We start from the raw sequence: 23547 nt of genomic DNA, 5'->3' as shown, positions 1-23547 counted from the left end.
CAGCATCGCAGCCAATCCAGGAAACACTAGAGCGAAGGTCTTCGTCGCCAGCAGCGCCGCCGCCCTCGTCAGTGATCGGGCTTATAGACCCTACCTCCGAACCAAGTCAACACTCAGACTGTAAAAATTCTGACATTTTTGTAAGAGCTTGATTTTAAACGTGGATTTGTAAGTGTCGTTGAAATCCTGGAGATTTTTTCGCGATTGGCGGCGATTTCAGGATTCATTTTACGTCGCCTGCCGGAATCGTCCAGATAGCCACTCCCAAAGGGCTGCTTGCGCCCTGTTGCAAGCAATGGATCCGCTCTCATTGCCAGCCGAACACCCAGGACCTAATAGACATCGAGAGATTGAAGGGAGCAGATATGGTGCCTCTCGATAAAAGGCGGCGCGCGCCGCGTCGAACCCGCAAACTCCCGCTTTCGCCCATAAACATATGTGGAGCCAGCCGGCGTGACATATAGAGTGCCTTTATTGCCGGAGCTGCCGGTCTCGCATGTGCTTGCCGATATTGGCGCCGCGCTCAGTAGAGAGCGGCGCGCGGTACTCTCCGCGCCGCCCGGCGCCGGCAAGACGACGCTGGTGCCGCTTTATCTCTTAGGGCAGGCCTGGCGCGGCGATGGCAGGATCATTCTTCTGGAACCACGGCGGCTGGCGGCAAGGGCCGCTGCTGCCCGCATGGCCTCGCTACTTGGCGAACAGGTCGGCGATACAGTCGGCTATCGCATGCGCCTCGACAACCGCATTTCTTCCAAGACCCGTATTGAGGTGGTGACGGAGGGTGTCTTCGCGCGGATGATCCTCGACGATCCCGAACTGTCAGGCATCTCCACCGTCATCTTCGACGAATTCCACGAGCGCTCGCTGGATGCGGATTTCGGCCTGGCGCTGGCGCTCGACGTGCAATCGGCATTGCGCGACGATCTGCGCATCCTTGTTATGTCTGCAACGCTCGATGTGGAGCGCGTCGCAGCACTCCTCGACCATCCGCCTGTGATTGAAAGCATGGGCCGCAGCTTTCCGATCGATATCCGCCATCAGGATCGGCCAGCGGGAGAGCGGATCGAGGATACGGTGATGCGGGCGATCCTTAACGCGCATGCGAGCGAACAGGGTTCCATCCTCGCCTTCCTGCCCGGTCAGGCGGAAATCACCCGCACAGTGGAGCGGCTTGAAGGCCGCTTCGGGTCGGAGACGATGATCGCGCCGCTCTATGGCAACCTCAGCCAGAAGGAACAGGATGCGGCGATAAGGCCAGCCGCGCAGGGCACACGCAAGATCGTGCTGGCAACCTCGATCGCCGAGACATCGATCACTATCGACGGTGTGCGCATCGTCATCGACAGCGGATTGCAGCGGCTGCCCGTCTTTGAGGCTTCGACCGGCATCACGCGGCTGGAAACGGTGCGCGTGTCGCGTGCTTCGGCCGATCAGCGCGCCGGCCGTGCCGGGCGAACCAAGCCCGGCATTGCCATCCGGCTCTGGCATCCGGGGCAGACCGCGGCGCTTCCGGCCTTTACGCCGCCGCAAATCCTTTCCAGCGACCTTTCAGGCCTGGCGCTCGATCTCGCCCATTGGGGCGTGCAGGATCCGGCAACGCTTGCCTTCGTCGACCAACCGCCGGCAACGACGCTCGCCGAGGCGCGGACCCTGCTGCGGCAGCTGGGAGCGCTTGATGCGGAAAACGGGCTGACGGCGCGCGGCCGGCTGATGCGCGAGCTCGCCCTACCTCCGCGACTGGCGGCCATGGTGATTTCCGCTGGCGAATTCGGCCAGGCGCGGGAGGCGGCGCTGCTTGCTGTGCTGCTGACGGAACAAGGGCTTGGCGGCCAGAGCATCGATCTTGAGGAAAGGCTGCGTCGCTTCAAGACGGAAAAGGGTGAACGGGCCGAAGCCGCACGCCGGCTGGCGGGGCGGTTTGCGTCCGCAGCCGGCGGCAGGGGCGTTGCTGTATCCACGGCCCCTTCCCTTGCGGGTTCGCTGCTGCTGCATGCCTTTCCCGATCGCATCGCGCTGCAGCGCGGGGGGCGGGGGCGATTCGTCATGGCCAATGGGCGCGGCGCGGAGCTGCCGGAGACCGAGCGGCTGGCAGGATCGCAGATGCTTGTCATTGCCGACTTGACCGGACGTGCGGCGCAGGCGCGCATTCTGGCGGCGGCGGAGATTTCCCGCGCCGATGTCGAAGAGCATTTGCCGGGCGAGATCCGCACCGAAGATCAAAGCTTTTTCGATAAAGCGAGCCGACAGGTGCGGGCGCGGCGGGCGACAAGGCTCGGCGCCATCATCTTCGAGGAAACGCCCCTGCCCCGCCCCTTCGGTGAACAGGCGGCGAAAGCGCTGGCCGAAGGTATTCGCGAACTCGGCATTGACGTCCTTCCTTTTTCCAAGGAAGCGATGCAGCTGCGGGACAGGATCGGCTTCTTATACAGGACGATCGGCGAGCCCTGGCCCGACATGAGCGATGAAGCACTGCTTGCCCGACTCGACGAATGGTTCACGCCGTTTCAAAGCGATGTGCGCGGCCTCTCCGATATCTCGGCCGGCGGACTCTCCAATGGACTGATGTCGCTGGTGCCGCACGAGCTGCAGCGCGATCTCGCCCGGATGGCGCCGACGCATTTCGAGGCGCCCACCGGTCAGCGCCATCCCATACAATATGACGGCGAGGAGCCGCAGCTGACCATCCGCGTGCAGGAGCTGTTCGGGCTGAAGCAGCATCCGGCCATCGGCGGCGGTAGATTGCCGCTGGTGCTGGAATTGACATCGCCGGCACATCGCCCGATCCAGACGACGCGCGACCTGCCGGGCTTCTGGGCCGGATCCTGGAAGGATGTCCGCGCCGACATGCGCGGCCGCTATCCCAGGCATCCATGGCCGGAAGATCCGGCCGAGGCCTTGCCGACGACACGCGCCAAGCCGAGGGGGACCTGACGATGGCACGCTTCTTCTGGGGACTGGAAAAACTCTCCGAAGCCGAAATGAAGGCACAGGAGGGCCACCATACCAGCCGGCGGCTAAGGCTGCAGACACTAGTGCGCCTGCGCTGGCTGGCAGTCGGCGGCCAGACGGTGACGGTGATGATCGTTGCCTTCTGGCTGAAATTTCCGATGCCGCTCCTGCCGTCCTGCGTGCTGATCGCCTGCCTTGCCTGGATCAACTTCTTCCTGACGCTGCGCTATCCGCCGACGCACCGGCTGGAACCGCCGGCGGCTTTCGCGCTGCTCAGTCTCGATCTTCTGCAGCTCTGCGGGCTGGTGCTGATCACCGGTGGGCTTGCCAACCCTTTCTCGGTGCTGGTCTGCGTGCCTGTCATCATCTCCTTCGCCTCGCAGCCGATCCGCTACAGCATGCCGTTGATCGGACTTGCGATGATCTGCATTAGCGGCCTCGCCTTCTCGCCCTTCCCGCTCCCCTGGTACGAGGGTGTTGCCGTTAACGTGCACAGCGTGATGCAGCTCGGCGTCTGGTGTTCCATCGCCTCCACCATGGCCTTTGCCGCCTTCTATGCCTATCGCGTCTCCATGGAGGCATCGCAGCTCGCGGATGCACTTTCTGCGACGGAGCTGGTGCTGCAGCGGGAAAAGCATCTGTCGCAGCTCGACGGGCTAGCGGCAGCGGCCGCACACGAACTCGGCACGCCGCTTGCGACGATCAGCGTCGTCGCCAAGGAGATGGAACGGGAGCTCAGCGAAGACGACCGGTTCCGTGAGGACGTGGCTCTGCTACGCAGCCAGAGCGAACGCTGCCGCGACATCTTGCGGCGGCTGACGACACTCTCCTCCGAGGACGAGGCGCATATGCGGCGGCTGACGCTCTCCTCGATGATGGAAGAGGTGATCGCGCCGCACCGCGAATTCGGAATCAACCTGGAATTCATCGAGAAGAGCCCGCGAGCGGGCGAGCCTGTTCTGTCACGCAATGCCGGCATCATGTACGGCCTCGGCAACCTCATCGAAAATGCGGTCGACTATGCCCGCAAGACTGTGATCGTTACGGTGGAATACACCGCGGAAACTCTGACTATTATCATCGAGGACGATGGCGGCGGGTACTCGCCGGAAATTCTGGCGCGGATCGGCGAACCCTATGTCACCTCCCGCCAGCGCGACGACACGGCAGGCGGGCTCGGGCTCGGGCTCTTCATCGCCAAGACCTTGCTGGAACGCTCTGGCGCTACACTTTCCTTTAGCAATCGCGATGCGGAGACGCCGGGAGCGCGCGTCCGCGTCGAATGGCCGCGCGTGTTAATCGACAGTAATTCGACAAAATGATTTTCGCGGCCTAAAACTGCCATCGTCAAAATTGGTTGAATATGCAGGCGGATGGTCGCCGGGATAGAAGATAAAATGACGGATAAGGAAAGCGTGGCCCCGCAAGCAGGGGCCGGGGATGCCGAGACCTATATCGGCCCGGATGCTACATTGCTGATTGTCGATGACGACGGTCCCTTTCTGCGCCGGCTGGCGCGGGCAATGGAGACACGCGGCTTTGCAGTCGAGACGGCGGAATCCGTGGCGGAAGGCGTTGCCAAATCCAAGGCGACCCCGCCGAAATATGCCGTGGTCGACCTTCGCCTCGGCGACGGCAACGGGCTCGACGTGATCGAAGCCATCCGCCAGCGGCGTGACGACACCCATATTGTGGTGCTGACGGGCTATGGCAACATCGCGACGGCAGTGACCGCCGTCAAGCTCGGCGCGCTCGATTATCTCGCCAAGCCGGCCGATGCAGACGACGTCTATGCCGCGCTGACGCAGCGCCCCGGTGAAAAGGCTGAAGTGCCTGAAAACCCGATGTCGGCGGACCGCGTGCGCTGGGAGCATATCCAGCGCGTTTATGAAATGTGCGAGCGCAATGTTTCGGAGACGGCCCGGCGCCTCAACATGCATCGCCGCACTTTGCAGCGCATCCTTGCCAAGCGGGCGCCGAAATAGAGCATACGTTGCGTCGGGAGAAGGACGCTGTAAGCGCGAGTTGCTAAAAAACGCTCGAAGCTAAAGCTCCTCGCCCCCCTCATCGGCGTCCTGAGCTACCGAAGGGCGGGCACTAACCAGGGTCGAGCCATCGGTCTCGACCCGTCCTTCGGACCCCCGTGGGGAGAAGGCAAAATCTTTACCCGTTGCCCACTCGGCCAGCATTAGGCGCTGGGCGGCAGCGCGGGAGAAGTTGAGCGTTACCGACTTGCGCGTCGCCGGCGGCAGGCGATGCTCCGGCGCCTCGCGGATCATATGGGCGCCATAACCATCTGACAGAAACAGCCCGCAATCTTCCGGGAAGATATCCAGGGGCACGTCCTTGTGCGTCGCGAAGAACATCCGGTCGCAATGCTGCCGGTATTCGGGCCATTTGCGGTCGACGCGGAAATCCTCGATCGAGGTCTTGATCTCGATGATCCAGATCTCGCCCTTTTCCGAAAGGCTGATGAGATCGGCGCGGCGACCGCTGGCGAGCGGCAGCTCGGGTAGCACGGCGTGACGCATGTCGTGCAGTAATAGTTGCACGCCCTTGCGTACAAGCATGGCCCGTTCCGACTGCCGGCCATCTATTAACGGATTGTTATTGTAAACGTTCAAAATCGTCATGAATTGTCTCGGGGACAGGCCTGGCGTTGTTGCAAAAAAACCATGTCCTTCTAATTTGCGCGCCGGCGCTATTTTTGTAGGGCCAGAGCAGCTTGCAAAGCTAAGTTTAATGGAAAATAAACTTTAGACAAAGATGGTTGATAGCCATCCGTTTCCCGCCACGAAAATTCAAGAGACTTCCATGCGTATCCGTAATGCTATGACCGCACTCGGCCTTGTCGCAATGCTCGCATCGGCTGGCTATGCCACCACCGCCGCAGCAGCGCCGGCCGCTACCGCAAATTCGGCTACCGAGACCATCAAGACGTTCGATGGCGATTATGGTGTGACGACCGACAATGGCTTTCAGCTGCCGGCGATCCCGATCCAGAAGGTGAAGCCGCAGTTCCGCCGTCAGATCGTCGAATACAAGACGGATGAGGCCGAAGGCACGATCATCGTCAACACGCGCGAGCGTCACCTCTATTACATCCTCGGCAATGGCGAAGCGATGCGCTACGGCATCGGCGTCGGCAAGCAGGGCTTCTCCTGGTCCGGCACCGCCTATGTTGCCTGGAAGCAGGAATGGCCGAATTGGCATCCGCCGAAGGAAATGGCTGTTCGCCGTCCGGAAATCGCCAAGTACGTCGATGGCGGCATGAACCCGGGCCTGTCGAACCCGCTCGGCGCGCGCGCCATGTATCTCTACAATGAAAAGGGCCAGGACACGCTGTTCCGCCTGCACGGCACGCCGGAATGGGCTTCGATCGGCACCGCCGCCTCCTCCGGCTGCATCCGCCTGATTAATCAGGACGTGATCGATCTCTACAGCCGCGTTCTTCCGGGCCGCAGCACCAAGGTTGTCGTGGTCCAGTAATCACTGGGAATTCGGATTGAAAAAGCCGCCGGATATCGTCCGGCGGCTTTTTTGTTTGCGTTTTTCAGCTGCCCTCCGGCAGGCCTATCCGGCCTGCTTTGCCTTCAGCTCGATGCGGCGGCGATGCAGGACCGGTTCGGTATAGCCGTTTGGCTGCTCGCGTCCCTTGAGGACGAGATCGAGCGCTGCCTGGAAGGCGACGGAGTCGTCGAAATTGCCGGCCATGGGAATATAATTGGGATCGTCGGCATTCTGCTGATCGACGACGGCGGCCATACGCTTCATCGTTTCGACAATCTGCGCTTCGCTGATGACCTTGTGGTGCAGCCAGTTCGCCATATGCTGCGCCGAGATGCGCAGGGTAGCTCTGTCTTCCATCAAGCCGACATTGTTGATGTCAGGCACCTTGGAGCAGCCGACGCCCTGATCGACCCAGCGCACGACATAGCCGAGAATGCCCTGGCTGTTGTTGTCAATCTCGCGCTGGATTTCCTCCGGCGTCCAGTTCGGCCGCGAGGCGACCGGCACGGAGAGGATATCTGACAGCTTGGCGCGGGCGCGGCTCTTCAGGCTCTTCTGGACATCGGCGACATTGACGCGGTGGTAATGGGTGGCGTGCAGCGTGGCGGCGGTCGGGGACGGCACCCAGGCGGTGTTGGCGCCGGCCTTGGGATGGGCGATCTTCTGCTCGAGCATGGCGGCCATCAGGTCCGGCATGGCCCACATGCCCTTGCCGATCTGGGCATGGCCGGAAAGGCCGCATTCAAGGCCGATATCGACGTTCCAGTTCTCGTAGGCGCCGATCCAGGCCGCCTGCTTCATATCGCCCTTGCGGATCATCGGGCCGGCTTCCATCGAGCTATGGATCTCGTCGCCGGTGCGATCGAGGAAGCCGGTATTGATGAAGACGACGCGTTCGCGGGCGGCGCGGATGGCTTCCTTGAGGTTCACCGTCGTGCGGCGCTCCTCGTCCATGATGCCCATCTTCATGGTGTTCCTGGGCATGCCGAGCAGGTCTTCGACGCGCGTAAAGATATCGACCGCGAAGGCGACCTCTTCGGGGCCGTGCATCTTCGGCTTGACGACATACATCGAGCCGGTGCGGGAATTCTTGCGGCTGCCGTTCGGGCCGATGTCGTAGAGCGCGATCAGGCCGGTGATGGCGGCGTCCATGATGCCCTCAGGCACCTCATTGCCATCGCGGTCGAGGATGGCTGGATTGGTCATCAGGTGGCCGACATTGCGGACCAGCATCAGAGAGCGGCAATGCAGGTCGAAGGTGCTGCCATCCGGCGCGGTATAAGCGACATCGGGATTGAGCCGGCGCGTAAACGTCTTGCCGCCCTTGGCGACTTCCTCTGTGAGATCGCCCTTCATCAGGCCGAGCCAGTTGCGATAAACCTCCGCCTTGTCCTCGGCATCGACGGCTGCGATCGAATCCTCGCAGTCCATGATCGTCGTAATTGCCGATTCCAGGCGGACATCGGAAATGCCGGCCGGATCGGACTTGCCGATGGCCGTGCCCGTGTCGATGACGATTTCGATATGGATGCCGTTCTGCTTCAGCAGGATATGGGTGGGGGCAGCGGCATCACCGAGATAGCCGGCGAAATGGCTGCCATCGGCGAGCTTCACCGCGCCGCCGTTGGTCGCGATCGCCAAAGCGCCATCTTTGACCGCAAGACCGGTGACATCCTTCCAGCTGGTACCGTCAAGCGGCACGGTGGAATCCAGGAAATCGCGAACCCAAGCGATGACCTTCTCGCCGCGCTTGGGATTGTAACCCCTACCCTTTTCGGCGCCATCCGTCTCGGGAATGGCATCGGTGCCATAGAGCGCGTCGTAAAGCGATCCCCAGCGGGCATTGGCCGCGTTCAGGGCATAGCGGGCATTCATGACGGGAACGACGAGCTGCGGACCGGCGATCTCTGAGATTTCCGGGTCGATATTGGAGGTCGAGATCGTGAAGGCCGGGCCTTCGGGCACGATGTAGCCGATCTCGCGCAGGAAGGCTTCGTAAGCGGCGAGATCGACCGGGGCGCCGTTCTTGCGATACCAGTCGTCGAGTGTTGCCTGCATGCGGTCGCGCTTGGCGAGAAGCTCACGGTTCCTTGGCGCGAGATCGTGGACGATCTTGGAAAAGCCGGCGAAGAAGGCCTCCGCATCCACGCCGGAACCGGGCAGCGCCTCCTTGACGAGGAAATCGTAGAGGACCTGTTCGATCTGAAGCCCGTGTTTTTCAATGCGGCTCATGCCATATACTCCTCAAGGCCGTTCCACGGCTCAATTTTTACATGTTGCCACTTTGCTCACGGTTTCACTTCTGTCAATTTGGCAATGGTTCGAAAGATTTATGCCACTCGGGAAATAATTAGTCCGCGGCGATACGGGGACGGCCCGTGGCGGTCGCCACGAACCGGGCCTCGATCAGCTTGCGACTACCTTCCACCTCGGGCGCATCCACCTGCTCGGCCACCGCAACCACCAGATCCACGGCACCATTCAGCCTTGCCTGCGCCATTGCCGCCTCGATGGCGCGCGAGCGGGCATCGGCGAAGCTCCGATCCTCATTGGTGAAGCGTAGACTTTCGCCGGCGCCGTTCAGCACATAGATGCCATCCTCCGGCATGGTGACGAAAACGGTGACGCTGGTGCGGACCTGACCGACGACGGCACCGACGGCATTCGCCACATCCGAATCGCCGGGAATGGCGTTCTCGGTCGCCAGCATCTCGGCAATGGCGGGATAATAGACCGGAGCGGAAGCACCGAGGCCGACGAGCGGCCGATCGAGCGAAATGGCAAAGCGGGCGATCCCCGGCGCGCGGCGAAGGGCGCGGTCGATGGAAATGGATTTCGCGGGATCCAGATCGGCCACGCCATCTTCAGCAAGGCAGGCGGCGAGAATGACATCGGCCGACTGGCGGGTGAGGCGATCAACGATCTTCTGCGCCAATTCCTCGACAGATTCGGCGATGAGACGTCCCGAACCATCCTTCAGCCGCATCGCCAGAGCGAGCCCAAGGCGGGCAGCCTCTGCATTCCACTGGTTTTGCCCGCCGAGCACGTGCATGGCGTCGGAAGGCGTCAGGCCGCTCAGATGCACAAGGCCTCGCGCGACAAGCCGATCCAAAGTCGCCTTCTGCGACGTCATCGTCAGGAGCTTGTCGAGCGCCACGGGAACGGCGCCGATTCGATCGAACAACGCCTGCTCCGCGCTGCTGAGGCCGCTTGCCAGATGATCCGGCACGCCGGTGCGCAGCGCAAAGCGGCCGGCATTGCGGGCGAGATGCGTCGCCCGCAGCTGCTGCTCCAGGACATTCAAGACGGCATCGCCATGCATGTGAGCGGCGAGGCTCAGCGGCAACAAGCGGCGCGGGCCGAGTTCGAAGGCGGCGACGAGGCCGCGGTCGTTGATCTTCACTTCGGAATCGCCGCCAAGGCCATAAGTGCGCATGGCAACCGCCTCCACCATGGTGCGATAGCCTCCGACCACGGCACCATCGGCATCCAGACGCGGCCTGCCATCCTCCATGACGGCGACATCGGTGGTAGTGCCGCCGATGTCGGAAACGACGGCATTGTCGAGGCCGGTGAGATAGCGCGCGCCGACGAGGCTTGCCGCCGGACCCGAGAGGATCGTCTCGATCGGGCGGAGCTTGGCTTCATCGGCCGAAATCAAGGCGCCATCGCCGCGCACCACCATCATCGGCGCGGCAATGCCGCGCGTCGCCAGAAACCCTTCGCAGGCGCCGACGAGGCGGTCGATCATCGAGACGAGGCGCGCATTGAGCAGCGTCGTCAGGGCGCGGCGCGGGCCACCCAATTTGGAAGAGAGTTCATGGCTGCAGGTGACCGGCAGATGCGAGATCTCGCGGATGCAATCGCGCACCCTGATTTCATGAGCCGGATTCCGTACGGCGAAATAGCCGGCGACGGCAAAGGACGACACCGACTTCGCCAATTCGGGTAACGCATCGCGCAGCGCCGTCAGATCGAGTGGGTTTTCGTTGCCGTGAACATTGTGGCCGCCGGGGAGGAACAGCACAGGATCGGAGCCCAACGCTTCCGCAAGGCCATCACGCTTGAGATCCTCGGGGCCGAAACCGATCATGACCAGGCCGGCCCGACCGCCCTGCCCTTCGACAAGTGCGTTGGTGGCGAGTGTCGTCGACAGCGACACGAGCCCGATCGCCGAAACGGGAATGCCGGCCTTGGCGATGACGGCATCGACGGCGCCGGCAATGCCGACGGCCAGATCATGCCGCGTCGTCAGCGATTTCGCCTTGGCGACCACGCCCTCGGTTTCATGGAAGAGAACGGCATCGGTGTAGGTTCCACCCGTATCGATGCCGAGCAGGAAGTGAGATGTCACGACAATATCCAGCCTTGAATGCACTGCGATATCGTTATTGCACCCTTCCGGGCCGGGCCGCTAGCTGGCAAGCGGCAAAAACAGTCCTATCGTCTCGTCACCCGCATCGGCAATCCGCCGCGCGGCTGCGTCGTGAGCTTCTGCACCGGCCAGGGATCGGTCTCATCAGTCAGGTCGAAGCGGAAGCGACGCATCATGACGGCAAGTGCAATGACGGCCTCCTGAAGCGCGAAGGTCGCGCCGATGCAGACGCGCGGACCGGCGCCGAAAGGCAGATACTGGAAGCGATTGATCTTGGCCCGGTTTTCCGGAAGAAAGCGCTCCGGCATGAAGGCGCGCGGCTTTTCCCAGTAGAGCTCGTGGCGATGCAGCGTCCAGGGCATGATGAGGACGGTGATTCCCTTCTCCATCGTCACGCGCTCGCCCTTGTCGCTCACCCATTCGTCATCGGCGATGGCGGCGCGATTGATCGACGGGGCCGGCGGATAGAGGCGCATCGCCTCCTCGAAGGCGGCGCGGACGTTCGGCATCAGGTCGAGCCAGGCGACCGGCTCGGCATCAGTTGCCAGCACGCGGTCGATTTCCTCTTCCATGGCATCGCGAATATGCGGGCTATTGGCGACGCAATAGAGCGTCCAGGCAAGGGCACGGGCTGTTGTCTCGTGGCCTGCGCCGATGAAAGTGAGGATATTGTCCTCGATCTCCTCCATGGTCAGCCCATCCGGACCGGCCTTTTCGAGAAGCAGCGTCAGAAAATCATCCGGCGCGCTGGCGCGATCCCGGCGCATCTTGTCCAGCCGCTGATCCATGGTGGTGCGGACGATGCCGCGGAACTTGTCGAGCACGCGCTGGCCGCCGATGCGGGTGATGCGCGGTACCCAGGCAGGGGCGCGCAAAAGATCCATCGGATCGACCCGGCCCATGCGATGCAGGAGCTCATTGACCTCATCGGCGAAATGCTCGCCTTCGGTGACGATCTCGCCGGAAAACAAGGTCTCTGCCAGGATGGCGAAGGTCAATTCGGTCATGTCGGTGGCAATATCGAACACGGCGCCCTCCGCGCCGATGTCCTCGTATTTCTGCAGATATTCCAGGCTCTGGCTCAGCATCTGGCCGGCAAAGCCCTGTGCATGACGTGGCGTGAACACCGGTGCCACAGCCTTGCGCGAGCGCTTCCAAACTGGCCCCTCCGCCGTCAGCAGGCCATCGCGCAGGATCGGCCGGAGCACGAGCTGGCGGATATCGGCCATGCGATAATTGGCTGCATTATCGACCAGAACATGCTTGATCAGGCCGGGATCGTTGACGATGAGCGTCCGCTCGTTGAAGAACTTGGTCTTGATCCAGGGCAGCGTATAGGAAGGCTCGCCCCAGAGTTCGAGCGGATTGCGCAGGATGGTTTTGATGATCGTCCATCGCGACGGCGGAATGGTACGCGGGATCGGCGCCGGCGGAGAGAAGGCTTCCGGAATCATATCCATGGATCAACTCTCCTCGAAAACCGGCCATTGCTCGAACTGAAGCAACAGCTGCTGCGCACCCGTACATATGGGGAGCGCCGCCTGCCAAATCCAGACGATAAAACGTCGCGCTGAGTGCTTACAAAAGCGACTTCAGATCGCTCAGCTTATCATTGATGAGCCAGCCATAGTAATTTTCTTCCGGCCAGACCGGCTGCGAGGAGCCGCGGTTCTTGGCGGCAAGGGCTGCGGCGCGCTTGCGGGAGTTGCCGAGATTATAAAGCGTCGCCGTGATGCCGGGATTGCCTGAGATATCCATGCCGGCGATCGAGCGATAGTCATCGATCGACTTGCGGATCGAAGCCGCGACGAAGGCCAGCGACAGGTCCGGGTCCATGATCGCCTTGTAGACGCCGCCCGCATCCTTCTCGCTGAGCTTCGGGATGCCCGAGGTGCGGCTGACGAGATCCGATAGCTCAAGGGCCGTCAGCGGATTGACCTGGCCGAGGCCGAAAGTCTGACCGGCATAGAAGGGCTGGAAGAAGACCGCGCTGAAACGATTGTCGGGATAGGATGTGCCGCCGACGGTCTTGCCGCGGAAGTCATCTTCCCAGACATCCTCACGGCAGGTCCAGAGGCTGTAGGAATCGCTCTTGCCCTTGCAGGCATCGAATTGCGGCCGCGCAACGAAATCATCCACGTTTTCGCCATTATAGGCAAAGCGGAAGCTCTGGCCGGCATAGGAGGCAGCCTTGACGTAATAGGACTGCAGGCCATCATAAGCATCGACATTGTAGGTATGCTCGCCGACGAGCGCGCCGATGATGTGAATGGGCTCGATACCATAGGCCCGCGCTGTCGACTTGATCTTTGCCATCAGCTTCGTATCGGTCGCCAGTAATTCACGGACCTTCTGATACTTGCGGTCGAAAGTGGAATTCGTGCCGCGCGTGCGCCGGACCGAAGCGCCGGGAACCGGCGGCTGCTCGGCGTTGCGGTTGCCCGGGGGCACCGACGTCGCCGCCTCCGCATAGGCTGGTATCCAGGAAAGGCTGACAACTGCCAGAAGAAGAGTGATCAGTATCCGTCGCAAGATGGCTGTCCTGTCGAAGTTTAAACCGATGTTTCCGTGCGGTTGCCTGACGGATAATCTTGGCCGAATAAAGCCACGCGACACAAAGAAACGGGCCCCTAACTAAAAAGTTAACGGCCCGCTGTCGAGTGTTTACTGTCTTAAATCGCTTCTGCCGGCCCGCTTACAGAATGAAGCGGGACAGATCGGTGTTGGTGGCGAGGTCACCGACATGCTCGCGGACATAGGCGGCATCGATGGTTGTCGATACCCCGGCGCGATCCGAGGCGTTGTAGGAGATCTCGTCGAGCACCCGCTCCATGACCGTCTGCAGGCGACGGGCGCCGATATTCTCGACGGTCGAATTCAGATGCACGGCGACATCGGCGAGAGCGTCGATCGCGTCATCCGTGAAGTCGAGCTTCAGGTCTTCCGTTTCCATCAGTGCCTTGTACTGGCGGATGAGGCTAGCCTGCGGCTCGGTGAGGATGCGGCGGAAGTCTTCCTTGGTCAGCGGCCGGAGTTCGACGCGGATCGGCAACCGGCCCTGCAACTCCGGCAGAAGATCCGAAGGCTTCGAGACATGGAAGGCACCGGAGGCGATGAAGAGGATATGGTCGGTCTTCACCGGACCATACTTGGTCGACACCGTCGTGCCTTCGACCAGCGGCAGCAGGTCGCGCTGCACGCCTTCGCGGGAGACGCCGGCACCCATGCCACCATCGCGGGCGGCGATCTTGTCGATCTCGTCGAGGAAGACGATGCCGTCATTTTCGGCGGATTGCACGGCTTCGCGCTGGATCGCCTCATTGTCGATCAGCTTGTCGGACTCGTCGCGGATCAGCTCCTTGTAGGAATCCTTGACCGTCGTGCGCACCTTCTTCGTGCGGCCGCCCATGGCCTTGCCGAACATTTCGGAGAGGTTGAGTACGCCGATATTGGCGCCGGGCATGCCGGGGATCTCGAAGCCGCCGGGCATGCCGGAGCCGGTATCGGCCACCTCGATATCAATTTCCTTGTCGTCAAGCTGGCCGTCGCGCAGCTTCTTGCGGAAGCTGTCGCGCGTTGCCGGCGAGGCGGTGGCGCCAACCAGCGCATCGAGTACGCGCTCTTCGGCGCTCATATGCGCCTTGGCTTGCACCTCGGCGCGCTTCTTTTCGCGCACCAAACCGATGCCGACTTCGACGAGATCGCGGACGATCTGCTCGACATCGCGGCCGACATAGCCGACCTCGGTGAACTTGGTGGCTTCGACCTTGATGAAGGGGGCGCCGGCAAGCTTGGCAAGGCGGCGGGAGATTTCCGTCTTGCCGACGCCGGTCGGGCCGATCATCAAAATGTTCTTGGGCATGACTTCGTCGCGCAGCTCGGGCTCGAGCTGCTGGCGACGCCAGCGGTTGCGCAGCGCAATCGCCACGGCGCGCTTGGCCTCATGCTGGCCGACAATATAGCGATCGAGCTCGGAAACGATCTCGCGGGGGGAAAAAGTGGTCATTTCGTATGTTCCCTATCAGGGCTAGAAACTATCAAGAGAGGAACTTATTGGACTTCGGCATCGAGCGTTTCGACGACCACATTGTGGTTCGTGTAGACGCAAATGTCGGCGGCGATATCGAGGGCGCGGCGGGCGACGTCTTCAGCCGATTTGTCGCTATCCATCAGCGCACGGGCAGCGGCGAGGGCGAAATTGCCGCCGGAACCGATCGCCATGGCGCCGTGTTCGGGCTCAAGCACATCGCCGTTGCCGGTGATGGCGAGCGTTATGTTCTTGTCGGCAACCAGCATCATGGCTTCGAGATTGCGCAGATATTTGTCGGTGCGCCAGTCCTTGGCGAGCTCGACGGCGGCGCGCATCAGTTGGCCGGGATATTGTTCGAGCTTCTTTTCAAGCCGTTCGAGCAGCGTGAAGGCATCGGCAGTCGCGCCGGCGAAACCGGCGATGACATCGCCCTTGCCGATGCGGCGAACCTTGCGCGCATTGCCCTTCATTACGGTCTGGCCAAGGCTGACCTGGCCATCGCCAGCCATCACGACCTTGCCGTCCTTGCGAATAGTCACAATTGTCGTCATTTAACACCTGTTTGCCCCCGTTTCGGCGGGCTTTCTGCCGGGCCGCGTATCGGCCCCGTCAGCACCTATGTAAGAGGGGTTTTGACGATTGCAAATGGCAACCGCGCCCGAATAATGGCGGCAAGCCGGCTAAACGCGTAAGGCCCTTGCGTAACTTCTGGATATTTCCCGATACGCCTGATAAGGAACGGCCGTATTCCGATGGAGCAGCCCATGGCAGAGACCGCAGCGAGCCGCACGGCAAGCGTTTCCCGCAAGACCAACGAGACCTCGGTCTCCGTTTCCGTCAACATCGACGGCAGCGGCAAATCGACGATTTCGACGGGTGTCGGCTTCTTCGACCATATGCTGGAACAGCTGTCGCGACATTCGCTGATCGACATGGAGATCGACACCAAGGGCGACCTGCATGTCGACGATCATCATGCCGTCGAGGATACCGGCATCGCGATCGGCCAGGCGATTGCCAAGGCGCTGGGCGACCGGCGCGGCATCACGCGCTACGCTTCGATTGACCTCGCCATGGACGAGACGATGACGAAAGCCGCCGTCGATCTTTCCGGCCGGCCCTTCCTCGTCTGGAACGTCTCGTTCAGCGCGCCGAAGATCGGCACCTTCGATACCGAACTGGTGCGCGAATTCTTCCAGGCGCTGGCGCAGAATGCCGGCATCACGCTGCATATCCTCAACCATTATGGCGCCAACAATCACCATATAGCCGAGACATGCTTCAAGGCCGTTGCGCGCGCATTGCGCACCGCAACCGAGATCGATCCGCGGCAGGCAGGCCGGGTGCCTTCGACGAAAGGCACGCTCGCCTGAGCCCCGAACTGGGGAATTGAGGAAATGGCAAGCTATCTGATTTTGACTCCGCCTGGAGCGACGAACCGATCCGAAGCATCGGATCGGTATCGCGACGAAACACGATTCATCCGCGACGGCTTTTCATGGACGGCTTTCCTGTTTCCAACGCTCTGGATGCTCTTCCATCGGCTTTGGCTGCACGCGATCGCCGTCGTTCTGCTGCAGGGTATTGCGCTGGAACTGATGCGTCAGCCGGGCTTTTTCGCCGCGGGGGCAACACTTCTGCTTGGCGTGCATGTTCTTGTCGCTCTAGAAGGCCCGCATGCGATCAGCGATCGTCTCATCGGCCGCGGCTGGAAAGTGGAAAATCTCGTCTCGGCGCCTGATCTGGCAACTGCGGAGCAAGTCCACTTTTCCGAACTTGAGCAGCAGCCAAACCGGAATATCCGTTCCGAAAATTGGGATATCCCGGCCAAAAACACTAATACCAGCCGCCCCGGCCCGAGCTTCGGCCTTCCCGGCTATGACGGAGGACGCTGACCATGCGAGTCGCGATTATCGACTATGGTTCCGGCAATCTGCGCTCGGCCACCAAGGCTTTCCAGCGAGCTGCCCGCGAGGCAGGTATCGACGCCGAGATCGACCTGACCGATGACGCTGAGCGCGTTGCCACCGCGGATCGCATCGTGCTTCCCGGCGTCGGCGCCTATGCCGATTGCCGGCATGGCCTCGATGCCGTGCCCGGCATGGCAGAAGCCGTCGCCGACGTCGTGGAACACAAGGCCCGCCCCTTCCTTGGCATCTGCGTCGGCATGCAGCTGATGTCGTCGCGCGGGCTGGAAAAGACGATCACGAAAGGCTTCGGCTGGATCAAGGGTGACGTCAAGGAAATGACGCCGAGCGATCCCAACCTGAAAATCCCGCAGATCGGCTGGAATACGCTGGATCTCCGCCACCCGCATGCGCTGTTCGACGGCATACCCACAGGCCCCGACGGGCTGCACGCCTATTTCGTCCATTCCTATCATCTGGCAGCCGACCACGGCGACGACGTCATCGCGACCACAAGCTATGGCGGCGCGATGACCGCCTTCGTCGGTCGCGACAATATGGCCGGCTCGCAGTTCCATCCGGAAAAGAGCCAGAAGCTCGGCCTTGCCCTGATCGCCAATTTCCTGCGCTGGAAGCCGTAAGGCTCGCGCTTCAAGGACAGACATCATGATTCTTTTTCCTGCTATCGACCTAAAAGACGGCCAATGCGTGCGCCTCAAGCTCGGCGACATGGAGCAGGCGACCGTCTACAACCCCGATCCCGGTGCCCAGGCGAAAGCCTTTGAAGACCAGGGCTTCGAATGGCTACATGTCGTCGATCTCAACGGCGCCTTCGCTGGCGAGACCGTCAACGGCGCCGCCGTCGATGCCATTCTTAAGGCGACGAAGAACCCGGTGCAGCTCGGCGGCGGTATCCGCACGCTCGACCACATCGAAAACTGGCTGTCGCGCGGGCTTGCCCGCGTTATCCTCGGCACCGTGGCAGTGCGCGATCCAGCGCTTGTCGTCGAAGCCTGCCGGCGTTATCCGGGCCATATTGCTGTCGGCATCGATGCCAAGGGCGGCAAGGTGGCGGTTGAGGGCTGGGCCGAAGCCTCCGAACTCGGCGTCATCGAACTCGCCAGGAAATTCGAAGGTGTCGGCGTTGCCGCGATCATCTACACCGACATCGACCGCGACGGCATCTTGACCGGCATCAACTGGGCCTCGACGCTGGAACTGGCCGATGCCGTTTCCATCCCCGTCATCGCTTCCGGTGGGCTTGCCTCGCTCGACGATATCAAGCGCATGATCCAGCCGGACGCCCGCAAACTGGAAGGTGCGATTTCCGGCCGCGCGCTTTATGATGGCCGGATCGATCCGAAAGAAGCACTGGCGCTGATCAAGCAGGCCAAGGAGGCAGCGCAATGACCCTGAAAGCCCGCGTCATCCCCTGCCTCGACGTCAAGGACGGCCGCGTCGTCAAGGGCGTCAACTTCGTCAATCTTATCGATGCCGGCGATCCGGTCGAGGCTGCCAAGGCCTATGACGCCGCCGGTGCTGACGAGCTATGCTTCCTCGACATCACGGCCTCTTCCGACAATCGCGACACCATTTTCGATGTTGTCGCCCGCACCGCCGAGCAGTGCTTTATGCCCGTTACGGTCGGCGGCGGCGTGCGCACCATTGCCGATATCCGCAAGCTGCTGCTCTGCGGCGCCGACAAGGTTTCGATCAACTCGGCGGCGGTCAACAATCCCGATTTCGTGGCTGAAGCGGCCGACAAGTTCGGCAACCAGTGCATCGTGGTATCCATCGATGCCAAGCGGCGGCGGACCGAGGCGCTCGGCGGCGACAATCTGAGCGCCTGGGAAATCTACACCCACGGCGGCCGCATTGCGACCGGCATCGATGCCGTCGATTTTGCCCGCAAGATGGTCGAGCGCGGTGCCGGCGAGCTGCTTGTCACCTCCATGGACCGCGACGGCACCAAGGTCGGCTACGATCTGGAGCTGACACGGGCGATTGCCGATGCGGTGCGCGTGCCGGTTATCGCCTCAGGCGGCGTCGGCGATCTCGACGACCTCGTTGCCGGCGTCAAGGAAGGCCATGCGACGGCGGTGCTTGCCGCTTCGATCTTCCACTTCGGCACCTATTCGGTGGGCGAGGCAAAGCGCTATATGGCCGAGCGCGGCATTCCGATGCGGCTGGATTAGGAGACAGCGGACCAATGAGCGGATTTACCCTTTCCGACCTCGAACGAATCATCGAGGAACGCTCCAAGGCTTCGCCGGACGAATCCTGGACGGCGAAGCTTTTCGCCGCCGGCCAGCCGAAGGCAGCGAAGAAACTGGGCGAAGAAGCGATCGAAGCCGTGATGGCCGCGGTCACCAACGATCGCGACAACCTCGCCTACGAGGCGGCCGATCTGCTATATCATCTTTTAGTCGTATTGAAGATTGCCGGCATTCCGTTAGAGAATGTCATGGGTGAGCTCGAAAGGCGCACCGCCCAATCCGGCCTTCAGGAAAAGGCCAGCCGGTAAGAACGCGATGACAATAGCGACCAAGAGCGAGCCCGCGCCCGAGACACTCGATATTTTCGAGGCGAAGGCCTATTCGCCGTACTACTTCTTTTCCTCGGAAGAATGGGCGAAATTCCGGGCCGACACGCCGCTGACGCTGACATCAGACGAAGTGAAGCGACTGCGCTCCATGGGCGACCCGATCGATCTTGACGAAGTCAGGCGCATCTATCTGTCGCTGTCGCGGCTTTTGTCCTCGCATGTGGAATCCTCGCAGATCCTGTTCGAGCAGCGCAACCGCTTCCTCAGCCTCTCCGATATTGCTAAGACGCCCTTCGTCATCGGCATCGCCGGTTCGGTCGCCGTCGGCAAGTCCACGACAGCTCGTATCCTGAAAGAATTGCTGGGCCGCTGGCCGTCGAGCCCGAAGGTCGATCTGGTCACCACGGACGGCTTTCTCTATCCGAACGCCGAATTGCAGCGCCGCAACCTGATGCAGCGCAAGGGCTTTCCGGAAAGCTACGATACCGCAGCACTGCTGCGTTTCCTCTCGGCGATCAAGGCCGGCCAGCCGAATGTGCAGGCACCTTCTTATTCGCACCTCGTCTACGACGTGCTGCCGAATGAATTCAAGACGGTCGACCGCCCGGATATCCTGATCTTCGAGGGCATCAACGTGCTGCAATCGCGGCATCTGCCGGCCGATGGCAAGATCGTGCCGATGGTCTCCGATTTCTTCGATTTCTCGATCTATATCGATGCCGACGAGGAGCTCATCCACAACTGGTATGTCGCCCGCTTCATGCGACTGCGGGAGACCGCCTTCCGCGATCCCAACTCCTTCTTCCATCGCTATGCCTCGATCAGCGAGGAAGAGGCGCTGGCGATCGCCGAGGGGCTCTGGAAGAACATCAACCTGAAGAACCTGCGCCAGAATATCCTGCCGACGCGCCCGCGTGCCGATCTTATCCTGCAGAAGGGCAAGAATCATCTGATCGAGCAGGTGGCGCTCAGAAAGCTCTGAGGCTCAGGGCTGAACACGCCGTAACGTCAGATTGATACGTCCGCCATTCTTCAGCAATGTCGACGTTGCCGGATAGATGCGATCGACGCCGTGGAAGCACAGCCTGCCCTCGCCACCGAGTACGACGATATCGCCGCTCGCGAGCTTGAAGGATAGCGTGCGATCGTTGCGGTTGAGACCTCCGACTCGAAAGAGGCAGGTATTGCCGAGCGAGACCGATAGCACGGGCGCCTTGAGATCCTGTTCGTCGCGATCCTGATGCAGGCCCATGCGGGCATCGTCGCCATAGAAATTGACGAGGCAGGCTTCCGGCGGCTTTCCATAGCCAGCTATATCGCGCCAGAGATCGAGCAATTGCGGCGGCATGGGCGGCCACGGGCGACCGGTGACCGGATGGGTCGGCTGATAGCGATAGCCGCGCTGCTTGTCCGTCACCCAGCCGAGCGAACCGCAATTGGTCATGCGCACGGACATCTCCTTGCCGGTACCCGGCATGACCGGTGTGTAAAGCGGCGCCTCTGCCACGATGCTGCGAATCGTCTGGACGAGCGCTTCCTGGGTAGGGCGGTCGAGATATCCGGGGAGATGGCGAATTCCGTTGGGGAGCAGCATTTTGGTTTCCTGCAATGGTGCTGATCAGGTGAGCATATCATTGCCGCGCTATTGTGCCTGGCCCCTCACCCCCGCCCTCTCCCCGCAAGCGGGGCGAGGGGGTTTACCCTGCCTCAAGCCAGCCGCCGCAACTGAGAGTCTTGTTGTTTCGCTGTGTCATCCCTTCTCCCCGCATGCGGGGAGAAGGCTAGGATGAGGGGCCGGGCAGACAGCGTCCACAAAACTGAACTCGCCCGACAAGCTACAATTTTACCCAGCCAAGCCAAAACTGCAGCCCGAAAACCAAATCTAGTCGCCGCCGACCTTGCCGCGCATCTTCTTGACCTCGGAGCGTCCGGATTTCTCCTTCAGCCGGCGCTCGATCGATCCCTTTGTCGGCTTGGTCTTTCGCCGCCGCGGCGGCGGCGGGGCGGCTGCTTCGAGGATCAGTTCCTTCAGCCGCTCGCGGGCGTCCTCGCGATTGCGGTCCTGGCTGCGGAAACGGCTGGCCTCGATCATCAGCACGCCATCCTTGGACACACGACGGCCGGCAAGCCTGATCGCATTCGCCTTGACGCGGTCGGTCAGCGAGGGGGAATTCTGGACGTTGAAGAAAAGCTGGACTGCGGTCGCGACCTTGTTGACGTTTTGACCGCCAGGACCGCCCGCCAGAACGAATTGTTCCGTCAGCTCCCAGCCGGCAATGGTGATCCGGTCGTTGATGTAAAGCGCGTCGCTGGCCATGGTTTTCTCCGCGCCTGTCTATCCCACATTGATGCGCGGTTGAAAACTACTGCCGGATAAAATGAAACCCGGCGAACTGGCCGCCGGGTTTCACGTGAGTCATTCCCGTTCTGGATGTTTATTCGGCTGCAACGCGGATTCCCGGTGCCGCATCGCGGACGTTGCCGTCCACATGATCCTCGAACTTGGCGAAGTTGGTGACGAACATCTGCACCAGCTTCTTGGCCTGCGCATCATAGGCTTCGCCGTCGGCCCAGGTGGAGCGTGGGTCTAGAATGGCCGTGTCGACACCTTCGACGGCCACCGGAACCGCAAAGCCGAAATTCGCATCGATGCGGAATTCGACATTGTCGAGATCGCCCTTGAGAGCGGCGGCCAACAGCGCGCGCGTCGCCTTGATCGGCATACGGCGTCCCGTGCCGTAAGCGCCGCCGGTCCAGCCGGTGTTGACCAGCCAGCAACGAGCGCCGTGGCGGGCGATCAGCTCCTTGAGGAGGTTGCCGTATTCGGCCGGATGGCGCGGCATGAAGGGAGCGCCGAAGCAGGTCGAGAAGGTCGCTTCCGGCTCGACGACGCCCTTTTCCGTGCCGGCGACCTTGGCGGTGTAGCCGGACAGGAAGTGGTACATCGCCTGATCCGGTGTCAGCTTGGCAATCGGCGGCATGACGCCGAAAGCGTCCGCCGTCAGCATGATGATCGTCTCAGGATGACCGGTGATACCGGATTCCGAGGCATTCGGGATGAAATGCAGCGGGTAGGCGCTGCGGGTGTTTTCCGTCAGCGAGCCATCGTCGAGATCCGGCCGGCCATGCTCGTCGAGCACGACGTTTTCCAAGACGGTGCCGAAACGGCGCGTCGTGGCATAGATTTCCGGCTCGGCTTCTGCCGAAAGGCGGATGGTCTTGGCATAGCAGCCACCTTCGAAGTTGAAGATGCCGTTTTCGCCCCAGCCGTGCTCGTCGTCGCCAATCAGCGTACGGGTGGGATCAGCCGACAGCGTCGTCTTGCCGGTGCCCGACAGGCCGAAGAAGATCGCGGCATCGCCTTCAGGACCGACATTGGCCGAGCAATGCATCGGCATGACGCCGCGCTCGGGTAGCATGTAGTTCAGCGCCGTGAATACCGATTTCTTCATCTCGCCGGCATAGGAGGTGCCGCCGATCAGGACGATGCCATTGACGAAATCGCAGGCGATCACTGTTTCGGTGCGGCAGCCATGGCGCTCCGGATCGGCGCGGAAGCTTGGCAGGTCGATGATCGTCAGCTGCGGTACGAAGCTTTCCAGCGCCGCGCGATCAGGACGGATCAGCAGGTTGCGGATGAACAGCGAATGCCAGGCGAATTCGGTAATGACGCGCGTCGGCAAGGCGTATTCGACATCGGCGCCGCCGATCAGATCCTGCACGAACAGGTCCTTGCCGCGGGCATGGGCCAGCATTTCCTCGTGCAGCAGCTCGAAATGCTCCGGCGACATCGGCTTGTTGTTGTCCCACCAGATCTGGTCTTCGGTGGTGGCGTTGCGCACCACGAACTTGTCCTTCGGCGAACGGCCGGTGTGCTGGCCGGTCAAGGCCCTAAGCGCACCATCGGCGGTCAGATCGGCCTCGCGACGGCGAATCGCCTCTTCGTAAAGATGGGCCTCCATGAGGTTGTAACGCACACTGGCGGCGGCTCCCAGGCCGATCGATCCCAGTTCAGTCGCGGGATTGCGGACGCCGAATTGCTCCATCACTTTTTCCTCTACAAGGGGCTTGGCCGTTAGAATTATCTAAAGCGTAGAGAGGTCTTTTTAAAAGCACAAGAGCCTGCCGTGAGAAATATTTAATGATATCAGTTATTTAATCGATTTAAATAAATTTCCATAATTTTAAATCGTTTGAATAGCAGGCTACGGGACGTTACGTTACACAACCC

21 protein-coding genes are annotated in these 23547 nt (G+C 61.5%); 11 read left to right on the top strand and 10 right to left on the bottom strand.

The features are described from left to right. The first annotated feature begins 465 nt into the window (after nt 1–465). The 3 genes from hrpB (at nt 466) to FHT73_RS16400 (ending at nt 4934) form a co-directional block, all read left to right on the top strand. Complete coding sequence (gene hrpB, locus FHT73_RS16410; protein ID WP_183713044.1) at nt 466–2931, top strand: ATP-dependent helicase HrpB; 2466 nt, start codon at nt 466–468, stop codon at nt 2929–2931. A gap of 47 nt (nt 2932–2978) precedes the next feature. Next, nucleotides 2979–4271, top strand: coding sequence for an ActS/PrrB/RegB family redox-sensitive histidine kinase (locus tag FHT73_RS16405; protein WP_183713041.1), 1293 nt, complete (start codon nt 2979–2981; stop codon nt 4269–4271). Nucleotides 4272–4346: 75 nt separating this feature from the next. Beyond that, a complete protein-coding gene (locus tag FHT73_RS16400; RefSeq protein WP_183712997.1) occupies nt 4347–4934 on the top strand; it encodes an ActR/PrrA/RegA family redox response regulator transcription factor in 588 nt (195 codons plus the stop codon). 60 nt (nt 4935–4994) lie between these two features. Here FHT73_RS16400 and FHT73_RS16395 read toward each other — a convergent pair whose 3' ends face one another. Next, complete coding sequence (locus tag FHT73_RS16395) at nt 4995–5582, bottom strand: MmcB family DNA repair protein (protein WP_246712131.1); 588 nt, start codon at nt 5580–5582, stop codon at nt 4995–4997. 181 nt (nt 5583–5763) lie between these two features. Here FHT73_RS16395 and FHT73_RS16390 point away from each other — a divergent pair, with 181 nt between their 5' ends. Beyond that, nucleotides 5764–6438 carry a L,D-transpeptidase gene (locus tag FHT73_RS16390; protein WP_112414816.1) on the top strand — a complete coding sequence of 225 codons (675 nt, stop codon included), beginning with the start codon at nt 5764–5766 and terminating at the stop codon, nt 6436–6438. 84 nt (nt 6439–6522) lie between these two features. Here FHT73_RS16390 and FHT73_RS16385 read toward each other — a convergent pair whose 3' ends face one another. The 6 genes from FHT73_RS16385 to hslV form a co-directional block, all read right to left on the bottom strand. After that, nucleotides 6523–8691, bottom strand: coding sequence for a malate synthase G (locus FHT73_RS16385; protein WP_183712994.1), 2169 nt, complete (start codon nt 8689–8691; stop codon nt 6523–6525). Nucleotides 8692–8809: 118 nt separating this feature from the next. After that, complete coding sequence (locus FHT73_RS16380) at nt 8810–10813, bottom strand: hydantoinase/oxoprolinase family protein (protein ID WP_183712991.1); 2004 nt, start codon at nt 10811–10813, stop codon at nt 8810–8812. A gap of 86 nt (nt 10814–10899) precedes the next feature. Beyond that, the gene (locus tag FHT73_RS16375; RefSeq protein ID WP_112414763.1) at nt 10900–12294 is read right to left on the bottom strand and encodes a cytochrome P450; all 1395 of its coding nucleotides are present in this window, start codon (nt 12292–12294) and stop codon (nt 10900–10902) included. 118 nt (nt 12295–12412) lie between these two features. Next, nucleotides 12413–13366, bottom strand: coding sequence for a DUF1402 family protein (locus FHT73_RS16370; protein ID WP_183712988.1), 954 nt, complete (start codon nt 13364–13366; stop codon nt 12413–12415). Nucleotides 13367–13529: 163 nt separating this feature from the next. Further along, complete coding sequence (gene hslU, locus FHT73_RS16365) at nt 13530–14840, bottom strand: ATP-dependent protease ATPase subunit HslU (protein WP_183712985.1); 1311 nt, start codon at nt 14838–14840, stop codon at nt 13530–13532. A 44-nt stretch (nt 14841–14884) separates the two neighbouring features. Continuing rightward, the gene (hslV, locus tag FHT73_RS16360; RefSeq protein ID WP_183712982.1) at nt 14885–15415 is read right to left on the bottom strand and encodes an ATP-dependent protease subunit HslV; all 531 of its coding nucleotides are present in this window, start codon (nt 15413–15415) and stop codon (nt 14885–14887) included. 213 nt (nt 15416–15628) lie between these two features. On the opposite strand from hslV, the gene hisB reads away from it, so the two are divergent. Genes hisB through coaA form a run of 7 tightly spaced genes read left to right on the top strand, consistent with a single transcriptional unit; the run spans nt 15629 to nt 20298 of the window. Further along, nucleotides 15629–16237: an imidazoleglycerol-phosphate dehydratase HisB gene (gene hisB, locus FHT73_RS16355; protein ID WP_015338215.1), complete on the top strand. Its 609-nt coding sequence runs from the start codon at nt 15629–15631 to the stop codon at nt 16235–16237. 24 nt (nt 16238–16261) lie between these two features. Further along, entirely contained in the window at nt 16262–16759 is a 498-nt protein-coding gene (locus tag FHT73_RS16350) for a DUF2628 domain-containing protein (protein ID WP_183712979.1), read from the top strand. Nucleotides 16760–16761: 2 nt separating this feature from the next. Beyond that, nucleotides 16762–17412 carry an imidazole glycerol phosphate synthase subunit HisH gene (gene hisH, locus FHT73_RS16345; protein WP_183712976.1) on the top strand — a complete coding sequence of 217 codons (651 nt, stop codon included), beginning with the start codon at nt 16762–16764 and terminating at the stop codon, nt 17410–17412. Nucleotides 17413–17437: 25 nt separating this feature from the next. Further along, nucleotides 17438–18181: a 1-(5-phosphoribosyl)-5-[(5-phosphoribosylamino)methylideneamino]imidazole-4-carboxamide isomerase gene (hisA, locus tag FHT73_RS16340; RefSeq protein WP_112607010.1), complete on the top strand. Its 744-nt coding sequence runs from the start codon at nt 17438–17440 to the stop codon at nt 18179–18181. Then, entirely contained in the window at nt 18178–18966 is a 789-nt protein-coding gene (hisF, locus tag FHT73_RS16335) for an imidazole glycerol phosphate synthase subunit HisF (RefSeq protein WP_112607008.1), read from the top strand. The genes hisA and hisF overlap by 4 nt, the downstream gene beginning before the upstream one ends. Nucleotides 18967–18980: 14 nt before the next feature. After that, nucleotides 18981–19295 carry a phosphoribosyl-ATP diphosphatase gene (locus FHT73_RS16330; protein WP_112607006.1) on the top strand — a complete coding sequence of 105 codons (315 nt, stop codon included), beginning with the start codon at nt 18981–18983 and terminating at the stop codon, nt 19293–19295. Nucleotides 19296–19302: 7 nt separating this feature from the next. After that, nucleotides 19303–20298 carry a type I pantothenate kinase gene (gene coaA / locus FHT73_RS16325; protein ID WP_112400225.1) on the top strand — a complete coding sequence of 332 codons (996 nt, stop codon included), beginning with the start codon at nt 19303–19305 and terminating at the stop codon, nt 20296–20298. Between the two features lie 3 nt (nt 20299–20301). Here the strand turns inward: coaA and FHT73_RS16320 are convergent, their stop codons facing one another. The 3 genes from FHT73_RS16320 to FHT73_RS16310 all read right to left on the bottom strand — a co-directional run bounded on the left by FHT73_RS16320 (nt 20302) and on the right by FHT73_RS16310 (nt 23362). Further along, nucleotides 20302–20910 carry an alpha-ketoglutarate-dependent dioxygenase AlkB gene (locus tag FHT73_RS16320; RefSeq protein ID WP_183712972.1) on the bottom strand — a complete coding sequence of 203 codons (609 nt, stop codon included), beginning with the start codon at nt 20908–20910 and terminating at the stop codon, nt 20302–20304. A 288-nt stretch (nt 20911–21198) separates the two neighbouring features. Then, nucleotides 21199–21633 (bottom strand): alternative ribosome rescue aminoacyl-tRNA hydrolase ArfB, encoded by a 435-nt coding sequence (arfB, locus tag FHT73_RS16315; protein ID WP_183712970.1) that lies wholly within the window; start codon nt 21631–21633, stop codon nt 21199–21201. A gap of 118 nt (nt 21634–21751) precedes the next feature. Continuing rightward, nucleotides 21752–23362, bottom strand: coding sequence for a phosphoenolpyruvate carboxykinase (locus tag FHT73_RS16310; protein ID WP_183712965.1), 1611 nt, complete (start codon nt 23360–23362; stop codon nt 21752–21754). Nucleotides 23363–23547 lie beyond the last annotated feature (185 nt).

It is taken from the genome of Rhizobium sp. BK098 (genome assembly GCF_014193155.1).
Taxonomy (GTDB): domain Bacteria; phylum Pseudomonadota; class Alphaproteobacteria; order Rhizobiales; family Rhizobiaceae; genus Rhizobium.
Note: the sequence above shows the minus strand (reverse complement) of the source record. Positions and strands in the feature narration are given on the sequence as shown.